Source organism: Desulfovibrio sp. Fe33, assembly GCF_028532725.1.
GTDB lineage: Bacteria > Desulfobacterota > Desulfovibrionia > Desulfovibrionales > Desulfovibrionaceae > Pseudodesulfovibrio.
The window spans coordinates 152,040-168,914 of sequence record NZ_JAQKGU010000003.1 but is presented as its reverse complement, the minus strand read 5'-3'; the positions used below and the strand labels follow the sequence as shown (position 1 = coordinate 168,914).

Here is a 16,875-nt window from a genome sequence, read left to right as displayed (position 1 = left end):
TCAATCTGTGAAGCTTCTCCAGCGCCAAATATTTTTCGAACTTCTCAAGCTTTTCGGCTTGACCGTATCCTGCCTGCTCGGTCTTATTCTTGTGGGTCGGATGCTTCAGTTGCGTTCGCTTTTTCTTTCGCAGAACATAGGCGTGCTGAATATTCTTCAGCTATTCTTTTTTCTGACGCCTTTTTTTCTGCTGCTGATAACGCCCATCGCCACAATGCTCAGCGTTTTCCTGACTTTTTTGCGCATGAGTTCGGACAACGAACTCGTAGCGCTCAAGGCCAGTGGGGTGAGTCTGTACCGGATGCTTCCCGCTCCTGTGCTTTTTTGCAGCTTGTGTACGCTGTTCGCCTTCTTCATTTCCTTCTGGGGATTGGCTTGGGGCATGGATATGTTCAAGACCAAGCTTTATCAGTTCGCCAAGACGCATTCCAAATTTGCCTTGCAACCAGGTGTGTTCAATAAGGAATTCCCAGGAATTACCTTTTACGCCCATCAGGTGGACAACGAGAAGGGCGAGTTGAAGTTCGCCTTTGTCCGCGACGATTCCGTCAAGGGCGTTTCCGTGGTCGTGGTAGCCCCGGAGGCCGAGATCGTCTCCAACCCGCAGGAGGCGAAAATTCATGTCGTCTTCCATAACGGCCGGATTTTTCGGCAGGATGGCGACGAACTGAACATTCTCCGTTTCGGCAAATACGCCATCAAACTCGACCTCGGAAAGCTGCTGAAAGGCTTCAACTTTGCCGAACAGAAGGCCAAGGACATGCCGTTCTTCCTTTTGCGGGACATCCGCAAGGATCACAGCCTGATGCCGAATGAGAGCGACCGCTTTTTCAGAAAGGTGGATACCGAGTACTACAAGCGGCTGAATCTGCCTATGGGATGTTTCGTCCTCGGCATGTTCGCCATTCCCATCGCCTCGGTTTTCAGAGGGTTGAAGCAGCAATACGGACTGCTTTTGGCTATGGGCCTGTTCATGGTCTATTACACCATGTTTTCCGTCGGCGTGAGCATGGGGGAATCCGGCTCGATTCCGCCACAGTACGGCATGTGGGCTCCGAATATCCTTTTCGTGTTCGTGGCTCTGTTCGGTATGCGCTACGCCAACCTGGAGCGGACGCCTTCGCTAGTCCACCGGCTGCTGCATCTGCGGTTGCGCAGGAGGGCCGAGGCGTGAAGATTGTCGGCGTTCTGAGCCGGTATCTCATCCGGCAGAATCTTTATCTCATGGCCATTTGTTTGGCCGTGGGCACGAGCCTTTATCTTTTGTCGGACGTGTTTGACCGGCTGGACGATTTTGTTCGGGCGGAATTGGGCGCGCAGACGATCCTGTTCTATTTCATAGTAAAGATACCGCTCATAGTTTCTCAGCTCATGCCCGCGGTGTTTCTTTTGTCCATGGTCATTCAATTGGGGATATTGACTCGATCAAGGGAGATGCTGGCCCTGCGCGCCGGGGGCGTGCCTTTCGGTTGGTTCATCCGTTTCTTCGTCGTGTACGCCCTGATCTGGAGCGCCGGACAGTTGGTCTTTTCCCAAGTCCTCGGCGTGTTCGGCGAGCAGGAGGCCAATCGAATCTGGAAAGAGGACGTCCGCAACAAGCAACTGGACGAGATGACAATTCGCGACCTGTGGTTCAGGGACGGTCCGTTCATCGTGCTCGCCAAGGAGGCCCAGCCGAGCAAGAGCCGGGCGAGCGACATCACTGTTTACGAATTTACCACGGACAACCTGGAACTGATCCGCATTCTGACCGCCAAAAAGGCGCTCATCGACGACCACGGTTGGGGACTTCTGGATGTGCATGAACTGGATACCCGGACGTTCATCACCTTGTCCCGGCAGTCACAATTCTTGTCCGTGCGCCAGAATCTCAAGGCTTATGCCGCCGTGGAGCTCAAGGGTGACACGGCGCAATTGCCGTTGCTTGAGTTGTCAAAGGCCATACAGCGGCTGAAGGATTCGGGCTCCAACGTCGAGATGCTCCAGACCATATGGCACGGCAAGCTGTCCTATGCATTCTCAATGGTGATAATGGCTCTGCTGGCCCTTACGCTCGTAACCTACTCCGAGAACGTTTACGCCAACATCGGCCTGTCGCTTATTATCATATTTATACAGTATGGCATCCATGTGGTTGGAGAGACGGCAGGAGAGAAGGGCGTCCTGCCGCCTATCCTGGCTTCCTGGCTCGGCAACGGCATAATGGGCGCATTGGCTTGCGCGCGCTTGGCCTGGGTGGCCATGCCCGGTTTCAAGCCCATGATCCTGACCGCTATCGAGGGAATTATTCCCCGGCGGGCGTGATTACGCCCCGGCGTATTCCCCGAGCCTTGCCCACAGCTTTTCCTCGCCCTTTCCCGTTTTGCTCGAAAAGAGCAGGGGAAGGCGGTCCTGCTGCAGAATGTCCTGCCACTGCTTTTGCAGTTTCGCCAGCTCGCTCTGCTTCGGTTTGTCCGCCTTGGTCAGAATGGGTATGACCGGGATGGAAAGGCCGCGAACGTAGGATGTGAGCTCCAGGTCGAGTTTTTGCGGGGAGAGTCTCGAATCAAGAAGAACGGCCACGGCCTTGAGGCGGGTGTTGTCCTTCATATAGGCTTCGATGAGCTTGGCCCACTTGATTCGCTCCTGCTTGGAACACTTGGCATAGCCGTAGCCTGGCAGGTCCACAAGGAAGTAGCCATCCGGTTCGACACGGTAATAGTTGAGGCTGCGCGTCTTGCCCGGCTTGGAGCTGATCTTGGCCAGGGCCTTGCGCCCGGCCAGCCGGTTGACCAGTGAAGACTTGCCCACATTGGAGCGGCCCGCCAAGGCGATTTGGGGCTCCTCGAAGTCTTCAAGCTGCTTGATTTCGTATATTGTTTTGACTAACTCGATAGTTCGGTTCATAACTAGGTACCATTTTACAGTTGTTTTTTCTCGCCCTACTGTTCTTTTTTTCTCGGGGCGCGTCAAGGATGCGGGCAATACACCATCCCGCCGCACAAGGGAAGACGCATGGACAAACTCAAAATTCTTATTCTGAACGGACCCAACCTCGGCCATATAGGCAAACGCCAGCCCGAGATTTACGGAACCCGGACCATGTACGACATGCCTGAACTGCTGGAGCAGGTCATGGGGGGCAAAGCCGCGGAGGTGGATCTGGATTATTTCCAGTCCAACTCCGAGGGCGGACTCATCGACCGGCTGGAGCAGGCCCGGGAAGAGGAGGTGGACGGCGTTGTTTTCAATGCCGGAGCCTACACGCATACCTCGCTGGCCTTGGCTGATTGCCTTGCCTGGATCGGCATCCCCTGCGTTGAAGTGCATATCAGCAATATCTGGGCGCGTACCGACCAGCCCTTGCGGCAGCAATCCCTGATGGGCGAGAGGTGCGTCGGCGTCATTGCCGGATTCGGGATTCTAGGTTATGCCCTCGGTGTCCAGGCGCTGTTCCAACGGCTCCGGGGCTGATTCGTAAAAATACCCGGGGAAATCCCGGAAACCATTTGGAGACAATATATGATTTCAACCAAGGATTTCAGGACCGGCCTGAAGATTGAGATTGACGGCAAACCCTTCGAAATTATCGAATTTCAGCATTTCAAGCCCGGCAAGGGCGGCGCCATGGTCCGCACCAAGCTGCGTCAGATGATGTCCGGCCAGGTGCTCGACAAGACCTTCCGTTCCGGCGAAAAGGTCGACAAGCCTGACATGACCGTCACCGAGATGCAGTACATCTTCAAGGAAGGCGACCACTTCGTCTTCATGGACCTCGAAACCTACGAGCAGATGCATGTGCCCGGCGCCAACGTGGGCGAGAAGGGCGGCTTCATCAAGGAAGGGGACACCGTTAAGGTCCTTTTGTACAACGGCGAGCTCATCGGTGTCGACCTGCCCGCCAACGTCAGCCTGACCGTATCCCAGACCGATCCCGGCATTCAGGGCGACCGTGTGAGCAACGCCACCAAACCCGCCACCATGCAAACCGGGCTCAAGGTAAACGTTCCGCTCTTCATCAACGAGGGCGACGTCATCAAGGTGGACACCCGGAGCGGAGAGTACCTTGGTCGCGAATAAAGCGGACTTGCAACACCTTGTGTAAATTGCGTAAAAAGGTCGTGGGCGGGTTGCCGCCCAGGACCTTTTTCATCAAGTGAGGCTCAATGGCGAGACGACGGAAAACCACGGTTCAGGTAGAGAAACGGAAAGGTCGGGGCAATGAGGCCGTCGGACTCTTTTTCCTTTTTCTCTCCGCTTTTCTTTTTCTGAGCATTCTATCCTTCAGCCCAGGCGATCCGAGCTTCAATCAAGCCGTCACCACCGGGCGGAAGGTGCAGAACGTGGTCGGGTACGCCGGAGCCTACTGCGCCGGTTTTCTCGTGGAAATGTTTGGCGTGGGGGCGGTTGTTTGGCCTTTGTACTTCCTGTACCTCGGTCTGGCCCGTTTTGTGTCGCGGCTCAAGCTTTCGCCCTTGCGTTGGCTTGGGCTGACCGGTCTGTTCGTGGCCATCGAAGCCTGGGCCATGCATCCCTGGTTTTTCGACGTGCCTGAAGACGCCTACGGTCTCATCGGCAGCGGTTTCTTCGGTCGGTCCATCATTACCAAGTACACCATGCCGTATCTGCGGCCTGTTGGATCGTTCCTGGTCTGGCTGTTCGTGACCATTGTTTCCCTCCAGGCCGTAATCGGCTTTACCTGGGCTTCCGTCTGGTCCCTGCTGGCCGACTGGTGGGGAGTGTTCCGCGACGGAGCCATGGCCCGCGCCGAAAAAAGGGCCGAGCGGCGGGCTGAACGCCGGGCAGCCAAGGCGCTGGCCGAAGAACGGGAAGAGGAACCTGCCGAAGAAGAGGATCTTGAGCTCCAGTTTGTGGATTTGTATGCGGGTGAGGAGAGCCGTGCGGACAAACCCGCGCAAGCTCCAAAGCCCGTCAAGCCGAAGATCAAACCCGTCCCGGCCAAACCTGCGGTATCCAAAGTCGCGGCTGCGCCCGGCAGTCTGCCCAGTGCGGACCTGCTCACCGCGCCGCCAGCCCAGCAGACTTCCCAGACCTCGGCAGTGTTGCAACCCCTGGCCGACAGGCTTAAGGAATGCCTCAATGATTTCAATGTACAGGGCGAAATGCAGCGAGTGGTTCCCGGCCCGGTGGTCACCATGTTCGAGTTCAAGCCCGCGCCCGGCATCAAGGTCTCGAAGATCGAGAACCTGACCGACGATATCGCTTTGGCCCTGCGCGCCGAATCCGTGCGCATCGAAGCTCCCATTCCGGGCAAGGACAGCGTGGGCGTCGAGATCCCGAATATCGAGCGGGAGATGGTCTATTTGCGTGAGGTCCTGGAATCCAAAGAGTTTACCGGCTCCAAGTCTCCGTTGACCCTGGCGCTGGGCAAGGACATCCAAGGCGCCACCAAGGTGGCCGACCTGGCGCGTATGCCGCATCTTCTGGTGGCCGGAGCAACCGGCGCGGGCAAGTCCGTCGGCATCAACGGATTCCTGCTTTCCCTGCTGTACAAGGCCGGGCCCGAGGATGTGAAGTTGCTCCTGGTGGACCCGAAACGTATTGAGTTGGCCCCGTATGCCGACCTGCCGCATTTGGTCCATCCCGTGGTCACGGATATGAATATGGCCAAGAGTGCGCTCGAATGGGCGGTTTTCGAGATGGACTGCCGCTATGAGAAGATGGCGCAGCTCGGTGTGCGCAATATCGAGGGGTACAACAAGAAGCTGGCGGAAATGGGCGATGACGTTCCCGAGGAATTCGAGAATATGAAGCATATGCCCTACCTGGTCATTATCATCGACGAGCTTGCCGACCTGATGATGACTGCGGCCAAGGATGTGGAGCAGTGCATCGTGCGGCTGGCCCAGTTGGCCCGCGCTGCGGGCATCCACATGATCCTCGCCACCCAGCGGCCCAGCGTGGATGTCGTCACCGGCCTTATCAAGGCCAACTTCCCCACGCGTATTTCCTTTTTCGTGACGTCCAAGTTCGACTCCCGGACCATCCTCGATGCTGTTGGTGCCGAGCGGCTGCTCGGCAAGGGCGACATGCTCTTCAAACCGAGCGGCGGCAAGCTCCAGCGAATGCATGGCGCGTACGTGGATGAAACGGAAATTGCGCATGTGGTCGATTTTTGGAAAGAGGCCGTTCCCCAGGAATTTGAGCTGGATTTCAGCGACTGGAGCCCGAGCGGCGGGAATGACGGCGACTCCGGCGGTGTCGGGGCCACGGGCGATCCCGTGTACGACGAAGCGGTACAGTTCGTGCTTTCTCAGGGCAAGGCGTCCATATCCCTGTTGCAGCGCAGGTTGCGCATCGGATTCAACCGCGCGGCGCGGTTCATTGAGCAGATGGAAATGGATGGGATTCTCGGTCCCCAGGAGGGGAGCAAACCGCGCAAGGTCATCAAGCCGGAATAATTGGAGCAAATCCTATGTCTAGAGTCTTCACTACCGTTTTCGCCACTGCATTAGTCTTGTTGCTGCCCGTCTTCGCGCAGGCGGCGGAGTCCATTCCGGCGCAGGATTTGCCTGACCTCATTCAGAAGCGATATGAGACCCTTAAAACTTTTCGGGCTAATTTTTCCCAGGAACTGACCAATGTGGCCAGCGGAGAAGTTGAGAAGCGCGAAGGGAAAATTTGGTTTCGCCAGCCTTCTCAGGTCCGTTGGGAGACTTCGGCCCCGGAAAAGGAACTCCTCGTCGTCGGTCCAGAGTTCGCCTGGGATTATATTCCGGACGAGGAACTGGCCATCAAGTACGGGGTGAGGACTTTGCTCGATTCGAAAACCATTCTGCGTTTTCTTTCGGGACAGGCCAACATCAAGGAAGACTTCGTGGTCAGGACGGATTGGCCGAACTCGGACGAAGTCCGCTCCAAATGGGGCAAGGATTTGACCGTGTTGCAGCTTCTGCCCAAGGAGGCCGAACCCGGCATGGTTCTGGCTTTCATCGGCGTAGTGCCGGACACCGGCCTGCTCAAGCAGGTCATGATCGTGGATTTCTACGGGAACGGCAACGAGGTCAGGCTCGACAACGTGGAGATCGATGTGGACCTCGCCCCCGAGATGTTCACGTTCACCCCGCCTCAGGGGACGCAGGTCGAGGACAATACCCAAGGATTTTAAAGAGACCTATAGCGTTAACGCCCCGTCTTCGGGGCAGAACGGCGTAGATCGGGAAACGGCCGCGCCGAAGGCGCTTACAGGGGAAGCAAGGGGGATGAATCCTTGCCCGCCGGAGGCGAAATCACCCGATTTTTTCCGCGAAGCGGCTTTCATCGCCTGAGCCAACTCTTCAGAGAGTTGAAGAGAGTGTTTCCCGTTTAAAGCCCGACGTTCTTTTTTAACGCGGCTATTTCCTCGGCGGTCAGTTCCCGCCACGCGCCGCGCTTGAGGTCGCCCAACGCCACAGGCCCCTGGCTGACCCGCATAAGGCGCAGGATGGTCAGGCCGAGCTCGTCGCACATCCTGCGAATCTGTCTGTTGATCCCTTGGATAAGCGTTATTTCAAGCTGTTGTGTTCCAGCTATCGGTTTTTTTACCCGTACTTTGGCCGGTGCGAGCTTTTCGCCTTCCTTGAGGGTCATGCCTTGGCGCATGGTCAGCACCGCGCTTTGCGGCACACTGCCCCGGATGGTCACGAGATAGACCTTGGGAAGATGGTATTTGGGGTGCGTCAGCCTGTAGCAGAGGTCGCCGTCCGTGGTCAGCAGCAGCAGGCCTTCGGAAAAGAAGTCCAGCCTTCCTACCGGAAAAGGGCGTCTTTTGCGGATTTCCGGAGGCAGAAGGTCCAGAACCGTCTTGCGGCCCTGGGGGTCTTTGGCGGTGGTCACTGTCTCCACCGGCTTGTGCAGGATGAGCGTCACGTCGTCGGCGCTTGCCTTCTGGCCAATGGACTTGCCGTCCACGCAGACTTCATCACAGGCAGGGTCGATTTTGACGCCGGGCGAGTCGGCCACGGAGCCGTTGACGGTCACCCGGCCCGCAAAGACCATTTCGTCTGCGCCGCGACGGGATGCGACGCCGCATTGGGCGATGAACTTGTTCAGCCGTATGGATTCGGAAGGGGCATTGATCATGCCCCGTCTTCTAGACCCGAATGGTCTTGGTGGCAAGCTGGAAGCTTGTGACCACGTCGAGCATGTTGGTCACGTCGCCCACTCCGCGTTGATCGGTCAGGCCGAAGAACTCCAGACAGGTGCCGCAAACCAGGATGGAGACGCCGCTTTCCTCCAGCTTCTTGAGTTCTTCGAAGCACCGGCTGCCGGGCACGGCGAGCTTGACGCCGCCATTGACCAGGATGATGCGCCAGAGTTCATCTCCGAGTTCCTTCAAGGTGACCATGAAGTTGAACATAAGACTGGCGCCAAGCTCGTCGTCGCCGGAACCCATGGTCTCGGCCGGCACGAAGACCAGCGTTTTCTCGTTGGCTGAGGATTTGAGTTCGGCCTTGGCAATGACGGCGCATTCATCGGATTCCGTGCCGCTCCCGGTCCCGTCCTCACGCAGGCCGGTAACGATCTGCTCCGAACCGGAGCGTTCCGTTTGCACCGTATACCCCTGCATGGTCATGAAGCGGGATACGTTTTCCCTGGCGGCGTCGTTGTCCACGACGACCACCAGTTTGGCCGGGCCGTCCTTTTCAATGGTTTCCTTGCAGCGCAGTACGGGCTGAGGGCAGGGAAGTCCTTTGCAATCAATGGAAATGTCGGACATGTCTCCTCCTTTGCTTTTGAACTCAGCACAGAATTTCTTGTCTGGTCAAATCGATAAGATGCATCTTTCGACGTTATTCGAAAGATCATTTCAATGACCACAGCCTCTTGCCCTTCGTCCTGCGAGCCGGTAGAGAAAGAAAAATCCGAAAAAGAGCGACCTAATGAAAATACCGATTGATCCCGCCGTATTCGCCCCTGTCATCGCCTCGCTGTTCAAGTTGTGGGCGCGGACCATTCGTTTCGAGCCCTTTGGCGAACCCGAAAGACTCCTTGAAGCGAACAGGGACGGCGCTCCCACTGTTTTGGCCTTATGGCATGGTGAAATTTTTCCGGTGACCGCCTATGGACACATCACGAGCTCCCATTTGGTGACTTTCGTCAGCCAGAGCAAGGACGGGGAGTTCATCGCCCGGGTCCTGGAGCGGATCGGCCACACTACGGTGCGCGGGTCGAGCACGCGGGGCGGAGTCAAGGCGCTGCTTCAGGCAAAACGGGTTATGGAGCGGGAAAACCGCATGGCCGTATTCACCATAGACGGCCCCAAGGGCCCTCGCCACAAGGCCAAGGAAGGCGTCATCTATCTGGCTCAGCGAACCGGAGCCAAGATCATTCCGCTTCGAGCCTACCCCCAGCGCAAAAAAATCTTCGACAAATCATGGGATCATTTCGTTTTGCCCATGCCGTTTACGCGCTGCCCGGTTTACATCGGAGACCCCATGACCGTGACCACTGAAAAGTTGACCAAAGAGGTCCTTGCCCAAGAGACCGCGAAACTTGAGGCGCGGATGCTTTCCCTCGGTCCGGAGTAGGGGCTTTATTTCCTTTATTCCCTGAGCGGTTGAAGTCATTTCGAGCGATTGCACTGTAAAAAAAGCCCCCGGCGCAAAGGTCGGGGGCTTTTCGTTTGATCGGTAGGAAGCGGTTATTCCGTTTTCATTCTGGCCGTCCCTTCCTTGTAGAAGGGCAGGCTGGTTTTTTTCGCTTCCAGTTCGGCGCGGGCGGTCTTGATGATGAAGGTGTCCTTATCCGCATCCTCGGCCCGAACATAGGCCAGGGCGACGCAGTGACCAAGGCTGGGGGCGAAGGAGCCGCTGGTTATCACGCCGGTCTTCTCGCCGCCGGGCAGCAAGACCTCATCGTGATGCCGGGCGGTTCGACGGCCCTCGATGGTCAGGGAAATCAAGGTCTCGTCCACCCGGTCCAGGCCGGATTTGCCGATGTAGTCGGATTCCTTTTTAAGGAAGAATCCGGCTCCGGCTTCAACGGGGGTGCGTTGCTCGTCCAGGTCCTGGCCATAGAGCGGATAGCCTATTTCCAGGCGGAGGGTGTCGCGAGCGCCCAGGCCGACCGGCTCAACCCGTTCGTCGGCGATCAGTTTTTCCCAGATTTCCTGGACCTTGTCTGCAGGCAGGTAGAGTTCATAGCCCAGCTCGCCAGTATAGCCGGTGCGGCTGACGATCATGGGGAATCCCATTTCGTCGGTCGATTCGAAATTGAAGTATTTCAAATGATTCCATTTCGATCCGAAGAGATCGTTGAGCACTTCCAGGCTTTCGGGGCCCTGCACGTCTATTTTGCCGGTTTCGTCGCTGATGTCGGTGAAAACCAGGCCTTCGGGCAGGTTGGCCGCGATGTGGTCGAAATCCTTTTGGCGACATGCGCCGTTGACCACGAGCATGTATTCATCTTCGGCCTTGCAGTAAACGATCAGGTCGTCGTTGATGCCGCCGTTTTCGTTGAGAAGGAAGCCGTAGCGGCACTTGCCGGGACCCAGCGTATCCAGGTCGTGGCTGACGATCTTGTTCAGTCCGTCCTTGGCGCCCTTGCCGGAGAGGGTGAATTCGCCCATGTGGCAAATGTCGAAGATGCCGGCCTTTTCCCGGGTGTGCTTGTGCTCGATGATGATGCCCTTGTACTGCACGGGCATGTCGAAACCGGCGAACGGGGCCATCTTGGCGCCGTTGTTCCTGTGCCATCGGGTGAGCGGGGTGGTCTGCAGGTTTTCCAATGTATGCTCCTTGGGGTGTTGCTATTGTCCCGAACCGGCCTGGCTCGATATGCGGGACTTCCGGATGGAACGGAACTCATCGAGCAGCATGACCAGCTGTTGGTACAGTTTCTTGATGTCCCGCCCATAGGGCGAGAGGTCCTTGTCCTCCCGATGCACGTACTTGCGCAAAAGGTATGGGTCGGAGACAACGTCATTGCCTATGATCAATATTTTAACCACAAGCTTGTCGAAATAGTTGACGATTTCAAATTTGAGATCGTTTAGGATCTCGGTCATCAGTTCCAGCATACACTTGTATGAAATGGTCTCACCCTTGTACTTGCGACAGCGCAGATCTTCAAGGACCCTGATTTTTCTTGCTTGCTGAATCTGCCCGTACCGGGACCAGACTTCCTGGTGCAGGTCATGGTATTCGTTGAAAACGTCGTAGTTGTCCGGGGCCAGCAGATAGGCGTCCAGGACGCGGACCAACTGGGCGTAGTAGTCGTCGGAGTAATCGACGATACGGTGCATATGCTTGGAAAGCCAGACGAACAGGACCTTGAGGCGGTTCTCGTGCGTTTCGGTGTTTTCGAGGAGTTCCTGGCGCTTGTAGTTTACGGGAATGCGGTATTCGCCCCGTACGATGTCGTTCAGGCGCAGGAGCATGTTGCGCACGTTCTGAATGATGTTCAGGCCCTCGATGGTACGCCCGGTCACGGGATGGATGATTTCCTGCTTGAACACGGACAGGGCGCGGTCTTCACGCACGTTCTTGGGGTTGTAGTCGTGTTGCTGGTAGGTGACCCTGAGAATGACCACCCGTTTTTTAGGGTCGACGAAGAATCCCTGGTCCTTAAGGACTTCTGCCAGTTCCTTCTGGTTCTCGTTGACCTGGACCAAGGCGATCTTTTCCACCCTGGGGTATTTCGTGGACCGTCTCGGCGTTCCCTTGGGGGGGGACATAAGAGTGGTAATGGTCCGGTCGCTCTGGCCCAGCACGCGCACGATGAATCGTTCATGCTGGCGCAGCAGGCGGATGGCGAACATGGCCGAAGAAGTGCGCCGTTCCGAGACGATGGGAAAGCCGTACAATTCCATCATGAACTGGTAGACGAACAGGCGGTTGCATTCGTAGAGCAGATTGTTGCCCGGCTTGAATTTGCCGATCTTCAGCCCGAATTGCTTGAGCTCGCTGTCCAGGTTGGACGGCAGAGAGGCGTATACTCCTTGCAGCGTAAATTCCCCGGCGGAGTTCAGCGCCAGGACGTGAGCCCGTTCCAATTGCAGAAGAAAAGGCAGCATCTTGTCGTAGTGGCGGATGCTGCAAATATCCCGGGATTCCAATTTGCCTTGAAAGTCCGGATGGTAACGCTTGGGAAGGCGGCTCAGAAAGGTGCGGATGTTGGTGGCCCGGACGTTTTCTTCCACTGAACAGGAGTCCTGGACCATCATTTCTTTCCAGTCGGACGGAGAATGCAGGGCGTCGAACTGAAAAATTTCCTGGAAGGAGTTGAGCTGCCGTTCGAAGGCAACCATGGAGAACCCGGGCAGGTTCTTGTGCTCATAGAGATCGACTTCGAAGGAGGGCAGCAGCTCCCGCGCCTCAACAAGGGGGTAGTCCTGCTCTTCGAAATAGGGTCTCAGCAGGCAGTGCTTGATGTGCTCGTAATCGATGAACTCCTTGAACTCCTCAAGGGTTTCGAGCCTGATGCGGGACTTCTTTTTCCCTTGTCTTTTGTAGCCAGGCGCCTGGCTGAATGCTTTTTTCCACATCGGAAGCAGTCCGGGTCGAGTCAAAAGAGCAGAGGCGTTCAGCCTCATGTGATCATCACATATCTTTATACTCATCTGCCCTGAAATACAATGATTAGCGTATTCTTATCGCGTTAAACGCTTCCTGGCGGCACGCCGGGCGCTCATGCGGGTCAGCCCGGCCGGGATGAAACAATTGGCCTGAATAATTGACTCTCTGCCTGCTGTTGGCTACTGTGACAAAGCTTTTGAGCATCAATCGTACCGCACATCTGCGTGACCAGAGGGGTTGTCATGAAAAAGAAGGATCAATGCCCGCGATCGAAAATCAACGAGCAATATTGTACTTGCACCCATAACTGTGACAGGCACGGCATTTGTTGCGAATGTCTGCACTACCATCGGCAGAGGGGGGAGCTCCCTGCCTGCTACTTCACCAAGGAAGAGGAAAAAACCTTCAACAGGTCCTTGGAATTTTTCATTCAGCGCAGGTCCTGAACCCGCGCTACCGGGATATTAAAGCAGGGCGGCCGGTTGACCGCCCTTTTTCTTGAGAAGAGGTATATATGACGGGTGATTTCGATGTCGCGCGCGTTATGCAAGGGCTTGAGCTCGTTGCGGACAGGGCCGGTGAAATAGTGCGGGAAGGCGCGGGCCGGACTCGGAAGATCAGGCACAAGGGCCGCATCGACCTGGTCACCGAGACCGACATGGCCGTGGAGACCATGCTCAAGGATGAATTGGCCGCACTTCTGCCCGGTTCTGATTTTCTGGCCGAGGAGACGGCCAAGGATACCGACCTTGGAGAATTGACCTGGATCATTGATCCGGTGGACGGGACCACGAATTTCGCTCACGGACTTCCGTTCGTGGCCAACTCCATCGCCTTGTGGCGTCGTGATCGGGTGGTTCTCGGCATGGTCAACATGCCGCTCATGGATGAACGGTTCACCGCAATGGAAGGGCGGGGCGCTTTCTTGAACGGCGCACCCATCAGCGTGACCGGTGAGGGCGATCTTGAGCAATGCCTCTTGGCCACCGGTTTTCCCTACGATATTGAGACGCACCTCGAAGACATTCTGAAGAACCTTCGTACGCTGCTGCCTTTGACCCAGGGCATTCGCCGGGCGGGTGCCGCGGCCGTGGATCTGGCATATGTCGCCTGCGGACGGCTGGATGGCTTTTACGAGCGCGCCCTCAATCCGTGGGATACGGCTGCGGGGATGCTGCTAGTCCGAGAGGCGGGCGGCATGGTGAGTGAGTATGATGCCTCCAGGCCGTATGCTTTCGGATCGTCCTGCATCCTGGCCACCAACGGCCGAATTCACGGAAAGGTGAGCGGACTTATCGCCGGGAGTTAGGCCGGTACGAGCAGGCCGGATTCCCAGAGAATCACGAGGTTCGGCGTGAGCAGCTCCCGGAATTCCTTGACCAGGCAGGTCAGTTCCTCCGGAGAGTAGTAGAATCCTTCCGATGCCGAATCCTCATTGGGAACAACCGGCAAGATGTTTCTGGTCACCTCGAACAGGGAAACGTGCTCAAAACCCGTTTCCGGTCCGGCGGGCAGCTCTTTGACCAACTGAGGATGTTCGATCTCCAGGTTCAACTCTTCCCTGAGAGCACGCACGGCGGCATCGAACGCGGATTCACCGGCCCTGGGATGAGTGCGGGCGGAGATGTCCCATCTGCCTGGGAAGAACAGTTTGTTCTGGTTGCGCTTTTGCAGGAAGATTTTTTTTTCGGGGTTGAAAACGAGCACCTGGACGGAGCGGTGCATCAGCAACTGCCGGTGTACGCTGCGCTTGGAAAGCACGGCCAGCGGGCGGTTGTCCTTGTCGATGACTTCGACCAGATGGTCCGCGTCTTGTTCGAGGGAGTCTTGGGGAGAGATCATATCCGTGTGCTCTTTTGTTTTGCTTTCAAACCCTGTATACACGCAATGTTTCAACATATCCAGCCCCATATGGGCACGGAGAGGCCATGAAAGACGAAGTCGTCGAATTGGGGGAGCCGGACGTCGGCGATCTCATCGAGCTTGAGGCGCTTTGCTTCGACTACCACTGGACCAGGGAGCAGTTTCTGCTTGGCCTGGAGGCGGGAGCCTTCAAGGTGATCGGCGTGCGTCGGGACGGTGTTCTCGCCGGATACATGGCCTTTTCCCTTATTGCCGACGAGATGGAAATTCTGAATCTGGCCGTGCATCCTGATTTCAGACGGCAGGGGCTCGGCGAAGCCCTTCTGGCCAGGAGTTTTGAAATTTGCAGCCAAAGCGGCATTACCAAGAGTTTTTTGGATGTAAAGGTCTCCAATGATCCGGCCTTGGCTTTATACCGCAAGTTCGGATACAAGAAGATTGGCGTAAGGAAGAAATATTACCCGGACACCAGGGAAGACGCACTGTTGTTCCGGTACGACTTTCAAAACAACGAAGCGTGAGGATTTGACGTATGCTGTTTATAGATCAGGTGGATATCGCAGGGAAAAAATTGCTCTTCAGAGTGGACTTCAACGTTCCGATCGAAGACGGCGTCATCACCGACGACAACCGCATCCGCGCGGCCCTGCCGACCATCCGGTACGCCCTGGACAAGGGGGCTTCGGTCATTCTTTGCGCGCACCTGGGCAAGCCCAAGGGCAAAGTCGTGCCCGAGCTTTCCCTTGGTCCTGTGGCCAATCGGACCGGCGAATTGCTCGGCAAGGGCGTTCCCCTGGTGCCGGGACGGATCGGCGATCAGGCCGTAAAGATGGCCGCCGACCTCCAGCCTGGGCAAGTCATCATGCTCGACAACCTGCGTTTCAATCCGGAGGAGACCGGCAAGACGCCGGAAGAGCGGGGCGATTTCGGCAAGTTGCTGGCTTCCCTGGCCGACGTGTATGTGAACGACGCCTTTGGAGTCGCGCATCGCGAAAATGCTTCGGTGGTGGATGTGCCCAGGTACGCCAAGGTCTGCTGCTGCGGCTTTTTGCTGCAACGTGAGTACGAGTATCTCGGCGAAGCGTTAAAGTCCCCAAAACGGCCTTACGTCTGCGTTTCCGGCGGCGCCAAGGTGTCCACCAAGCTGGGTATTCTGAACAACCTGTTGGGCAAGGTGGACGACATCATCATCGGCGGGGCCATGGCCAATACCTTCCTGTTGGCTCAGGGATACGACGTGGGCCAGTCGCTGGTTGAGCCGGACCTGGTGGATGCGGCCGCGGAGATCATGGCCAAAGCCAAGTCGATGGGGTCGGAGCTGCATCTGCCTGTGGACTTTCTCTACGCCAAAACGCCCAAGGCAAAGCAGGCTGAAGGCGTGTGTTCGGCCAAGACTATCCCGTCGGACGCCTTAGTTCTGGACATCGGCCCGGAAACCATCACCTACTTCGTCTCCATCCTCAAGCTGGCCAAAACCGTCGTATGGAATGGGCCCATGGGGCTTTTCGAGACCACCGCCTTCGCGAACGGTTCGCTGGCGGTCTGCGAAGCCATCGCCGGACTGGACAAGTCCCTGACCATTGTGGGCGGCGGAGATACCGATGCCGTTGTTCATCTGATGAAGTTGGAAGATAAATTCAGCTTCATTTCCACCGGCGGCGGTTCTTTCCTGGAATTTCTTGAAGGTAAGGAGCTTCCGGCCTTCAAAGCCTTAAAGGAGTGCGTTTAATAATGAAGAAGCTGATGGCAGCCAATTGGAAGATGTACAAGACCTGGGGCGAGGCTGAAGCCACGGCCCGGGATCTGGTCGACCTGGCCGCGAGCAAGCTCCCTGAAGACAGGGAAGTGCTTGTCTTCCCTCCATTCACGGCACTCAAGGCGGTGAGCGATATCCTGAACCCGGTGGACGGTTTCTCCACGGGCGGACAGGACTATTATTATGAAGATGAAGGGGCGTTTACCGGAGAGATATCGCCGGTCATGCTTGCGGACGTCGGAGCGGCATACGGCCTGACCGGTCATTCCGAGCGTAGGCACGTCCTGGGCGAGGATGATGAGTGTGTTGGCCGCAAAACCGCCTATGGGCTCTCCCGTGGGCTGAAGGTCATCCTGTGCATCGGAGAGCTTATCGAGGAACGCAGGGCGGGCCGAGTGCATGAAGTCCTGGAACGCCAGTTGCGGATAGGTCTTGGGGGTGTTCCCGGGGACCTTGATCCCGAGCAATTGTCGGTAGCCTACGAACCTGTCTGGGCTATCGGCACCGGTGAGGTGGCGGGGCCGACTGAAATTGTCGAAGCTCATGCTTTTATCCGGAAAAATCTTATTTCTCTCTTTGGGAAAAAAGCTAATGAAATTAGGATTTTATATGGTGGAAGTGTCAAGCCGGATAATTGCGGCGACATTATTGCGCTTGACAACGTGGACGGAGTGTTGGTAGGAGGCGCGAGCTTGCACGGCGAAAGCTTCAGCCGAATCGTACTGGCTTGATATTGTAAGCGGAAAGAAGTTTTAAGAA

At 56.6% G+C, this 16,875-nt stretch carries 18 protein-coding genes; 12 read left to right on the top strand and 6 right to left on the bottom strand.

Annotated elements, in window-relative coordinates; all coding sequences use genetic code 11:
- Positions 1–7 precede the first annotated feature (7 nt).
- Positions 8–1,174 (top strand): LPS export ABC transporter permease LptF, encoded by a 1,167-nt coding sequence (gene lptF / locus PSN43_RS05915; RefSeq protein ID WP_272699804.1) that lies wholly within the window; start codon positions 8–10, stop codon positions 1,172–1,174.
- Positions 1,171–2,304: an LptF/LptG family permease gene (locus tag PSN43_RS05910; protein ID WP_272699803.1), complete on the top strand. Its 1,134-nt coding sequence runs from the start codon at positions 1,171–1,173 to the stop codon at positions 2,302–2,304. Before lptF ends, PSN43_RS05910 begins: the two co-directional genes overlap by 4 nt.
- Here the strand turns inward: PSN43_RS05910 and yihA are convergent, their stop codons facing one another.
- Positions 2,305–2,886 carry a ribosome biogenesis GTP-binding protein YihA/YsxC gene (yihA, locus tag PSN43_RS05905; RefSeq protein ID WP_272699802.1) on the bottom strand — a complete coding sequence of 194 codons (582 nt, stop codon included), beginning with the start codon at positions 2,884–2,886 and terminating at the stop codon, positions 2,305–2,307.
- 108 nt (positions 2,887–2,994) lie between these two features.
- Here yihA and PSN43_RS05900 point away from each other — a divergent pair, with 108 nt between their 5' ends.
- The 4 genes from PSN43_RS05900 to PSN43_RS05885 all read left to right on the top strand — a co-directional run bounded on the left by PSN43_RS05900 (position 2,995) and on the right by PSN43_RS05885 (position 7,108).
- Positions 2,995–3,453, top strand: a complete 459-nt coding sequence (locus PSN43_RS05900; RefSeq protein WP_272699801.1) for a type II 3-dehydroquinate dehydratase — start codon at positions 2,995–2,997, stop codon at positions 3,451–3,453.
- Positions 3,454–3,501: 48 nt separating this feature from the next.
- Positions 3,502–4,059 (top strand): elongation factor P, encoded by a 558-nt coding sequence (gene efp, locus PSN43_RS05895; protein ID WP_272699800.1) that lies wholly within the window; start codon positions 3,502–3,504, stop codon positions 4,057–4,059.
- An 86-nt stretch (positions 4,060–4,145) separates the two neighbouring features.
- Complete coding sequence (locus PSN43_RS05890) at positions 4,146–6,401, top strand: DNA translocase FtsK (RefSeq protein ID WP_272699799.1); 2,256 nt, start codon at positions 4,146–4,148, stop codon at positions 6,399–6,401.
- 14 nt (positions 6,402–6,415) lie between these two features.
- Positions 6,416–7,108, top strand: coding sequence for a LolA family protein (locus PSN43_RS05885; RefSeq protein WP_272699798.1), 693 nt, complete (start codon positions 6,416–6,418; stop codon positions 7,106–7,108).
- A 197-nt stretch (positions 7,109–7,305) separates the two neighbouring features.
- Here PSN43_RS05885 and PSN43_RS05880 read toward each other — a convergent pair whose 3' ends face one another.
- Both PSN43_RS05880 and yedF read right to left on the bottom strand, forming a co-directional pair.
- The gene (locus PSN43_RS05880) at positions 7,306–8,061 is read right to left on the bottom strand and encodes a pseudouridine synthase (RefSeq protein ID WP_272699797.1); all 756 of its coding nucleotides are present in this window, start codon (positions 8,059–8,061) and stop codon (positions 7,306–7,308) included.
- A gap of 10 nt (positions 8,062–8,071) precedes the next feature.
- Complete coding sequence (gene yedF, locus PSN43_RS05875; protein WP_272699796.1) at positions 8,072–8,698, bottom strand: sulfurtransferase-like selenium metabolism protein YedF; 627 nt, start codon at positions 8,696–8,698, stop codon at positions 8,072–8,074.
- 163 nt (positions 8,699–8,861) lie between these two features.
- Between yedF and PSN43_RS05870 the strand changes: the two genes are divergently transcribed.
- Positions 8,862–9,509 (top strand): lysophospholipid acyltransferase family protein, encoded by a 648-nt coding sequence (locus PSN43_RS05870; protein WP_272699795.1) that lies wholly within the window; start codon positions 8,862–8,864, stop codon positions 9,507–9,509.
- 113 nt (positions 9,510–9,622) lie between these two features.
- Here PSN43_RS05870 and gcvT read toward each other — a convergent pair whose 3' ends face one another.
- Positions 9,623–10,708, bottom strand: a complete 1,086-nt coding sequence (gene gcvT / locus PSN43_RS05865; RefSeq protein ID WP_272699794.1) for a glycine cleavage system aminomethyltransferase GcvT — start codon at positions 10,706–10,708, stop codon at positions 9,623–9,625.
- Between the two features lie 21 nt (positions 10,709–10,729).
- Positions 10,730–12,466 (bottom strand): hypothetical protein, encoded by a 1,737-nt coding sequence (locus tag PSN43_RS05860; RefSeq protein ID WP_272699793.1) that lies wholly within the window; start codon positions 12,464–12,466, stop codon positions 10,730–10,732.
- A gap of 273 nt (positions 12,467–12,739) precedes the next feature.
- Between PSN43_RS05860 and PSN43_RS05855 the strand changes: the two genes are divergently transcribed.
- Together PSN43_RS05855 and PSN43_RS05850 are read left to right on the top strand one after the other, a co-directional pair.
- Positions 12,740–12,943, top strand: coding sequence for a DUF6485 family protein (locus tag PSN43_RS05855; protein ID WP_272699792.1), 204 nt, complete (start codon positions 12,740–12,742; stop codon positions 12,941–12,943).
- Between the two features lie 68 nt (positions 12,944–13,011).
- On the top strand, positions 13,012–13,806 hold the full coding sequence (locus PSN43_RS05850) for an inositol monophosphatase family protein (RefSeq protein ID WP_272699791.1): 795 nt from the start codon (positions 13,012–13,014) through the stop codon (positions 13,804–13,806).
- Here the strand turns inward: PSN43_RS05850 and PSN43_RS05845 are convergent.
- Positions 13,803–14,339, bottom strand: a complete 537-nt coding sequence (locus tag PSN43_RS05845) for an NUDIX hydrolase (RefSeq protein ID WP_272699790.1) — start codon at positions 14,337–14,339, stop codon at positions 13,803–13,805. The genes PSN43_RS05850 and PSN43_RS05845 overlap by 4 nt on opposite strands.
- Before the next feature lie 86 nt (positions 14,340–14,425).
- Here PSN43_RS05845 and rimI point away from each other — a divergent pair, with 86 nt between their 5' ends.
- From rimI to tpiA, 3 genes are read left to right on the top strand one after another with little or no spacing between them, the layout of a single operon-like run.
- On the top strand, positions 14,426–14,881 hold the full coding sequence (gene rimI / locus PSN43_RS05840) for a ribosomal protein S18-alanine N-acetyltransferase (protein ID WP_272699789.1): 456 nt from the start codon (positions 14,426–14,428) through the stop codon (positions 14,879–14,881).
- Between the two features lie 11 nt (positions 14,882–14,892).
- Positions 14,893–16,089 carry a phosphoglycerate kinase gene (locus tag PSN43_RS05835; protein WP_272699788.1) on the top strand — a complete coding sequence of 399 codons (1,197 nt, stop codon included), beginning with the start codon at positions 14,893–14,895 and terminating at the stop codon, positions 16,087–16,089.
- Between the two features lie 2 nt (positions 16,090–16,091).
- A complete protein-coding gene (gene tpiA / locus PSN43_RS05830) occupies positions 16,092–16,847 on the top strand; it encodes a triose-phosphate isomerase (protein ID WP_272699787.1) in 756 nt (251 codons plus the stop codon).
- Positions 16,848–16,875: the final 28 nt, after the last annotated feature.

Coding starts and splice junctions, on each gene's coding strand:
- PSN43_RS05860 (WP_272699793.1), bottom strand. CDS start 12,466: ATGTGGAAAAAAGCATTCAGCCAGGCGCCTGGCTACAAAAGACAAGGG.
- yihA (WP_272699802.1), bottom strand. CDS start 2,886: ATGAACCGAACTATCGAGTTAGTCAAAACAATATACGAAATCAAGCAG.
- PSN43_RS05880 (WP_272699797.1), bottom strand. CDS start 8,061: ATGATCAATGCCCCTTCCGAATCCATACGGCTGAACAAGTTCATCGCC.
- efp (WP_272699800.1), top strand. CDS start 3,502: ATGATTTCAACCAAGGATTTCAGGACCGGCCTGAAGATTGAGATTGAC.
- PSN43_RS05850 (WP_272699791.1), top strand. CDS start 13,012: ATGACGGGTGATTTCGATGTCGCGCGCGTTATGCAAGGGCTTGAGCTC.
- PSN43_RS05870 (WP_272699795.1), top strand. CDS start 8,862: ATGAAAATACCGATTGATCCCGCCGTATTCGCCCCTGTCATCGCCTCG.
- PSN43_RS05885 (WP_272699798.1), top strand. CDS start 6,416: ATGTCTAGAGTCTTCACTACCGTTTTCGCCACTGCATTAGTCTTGTTG.
- PSN43_RS05845 (WP_272699790.1), bottom strand. CDS start 14,339: ATGATCTCTCCCCAAGACTCCCTCGAACAAGACGCGGACCATCTGGTC.
- rimI (WP_272699789.1), top strand. CDS start 14,426: ATGAAAGACGAAGTCGTCGAATTGGGGGAGCCGGACGTCGGCGATCTC.
- tpiA (WP_272699787.1), top strand. CDS start 16,092: ATGAAGAAGCTGATGGCAGCCAATTGGAAGATGTACAAGACCTGGGGC.
- PSN43_RS05835 (WP_272699788.1), top strand. CDS start 14,893: ATGCTGTTTATAGATCAGGTGGATATCGCAGGGAAAAAATTGCTCTTC.
- yedF (WP_272699796.1), bottom strand. CDS start 8,698: ATGTCCGACATTTCCATTGATTGCAAAGGACTTCCCTGCCCTCAGCCC.
- PSN43_RS05855 (WP_272699792.1), top strand. CDS start 12,740: ATGAAAAAGAAGGATCAATGCCCGCGATCGAAAATCAACGAGCAATAT.
- PSN43_RS05900 (WP_272699801.1), top strand. CDS start 2,995: ATGGACAAACTCAAAATTCTTATTCTGAACGGACCCAACCTCGGCCAT.
- PSN43_RS05890 (WP_272699799.1), top strand. CDS start 4,146: ATGGCGAGACGACGGAAAACCACGGTTCAGGTAGAGAAACGGAAAGGT.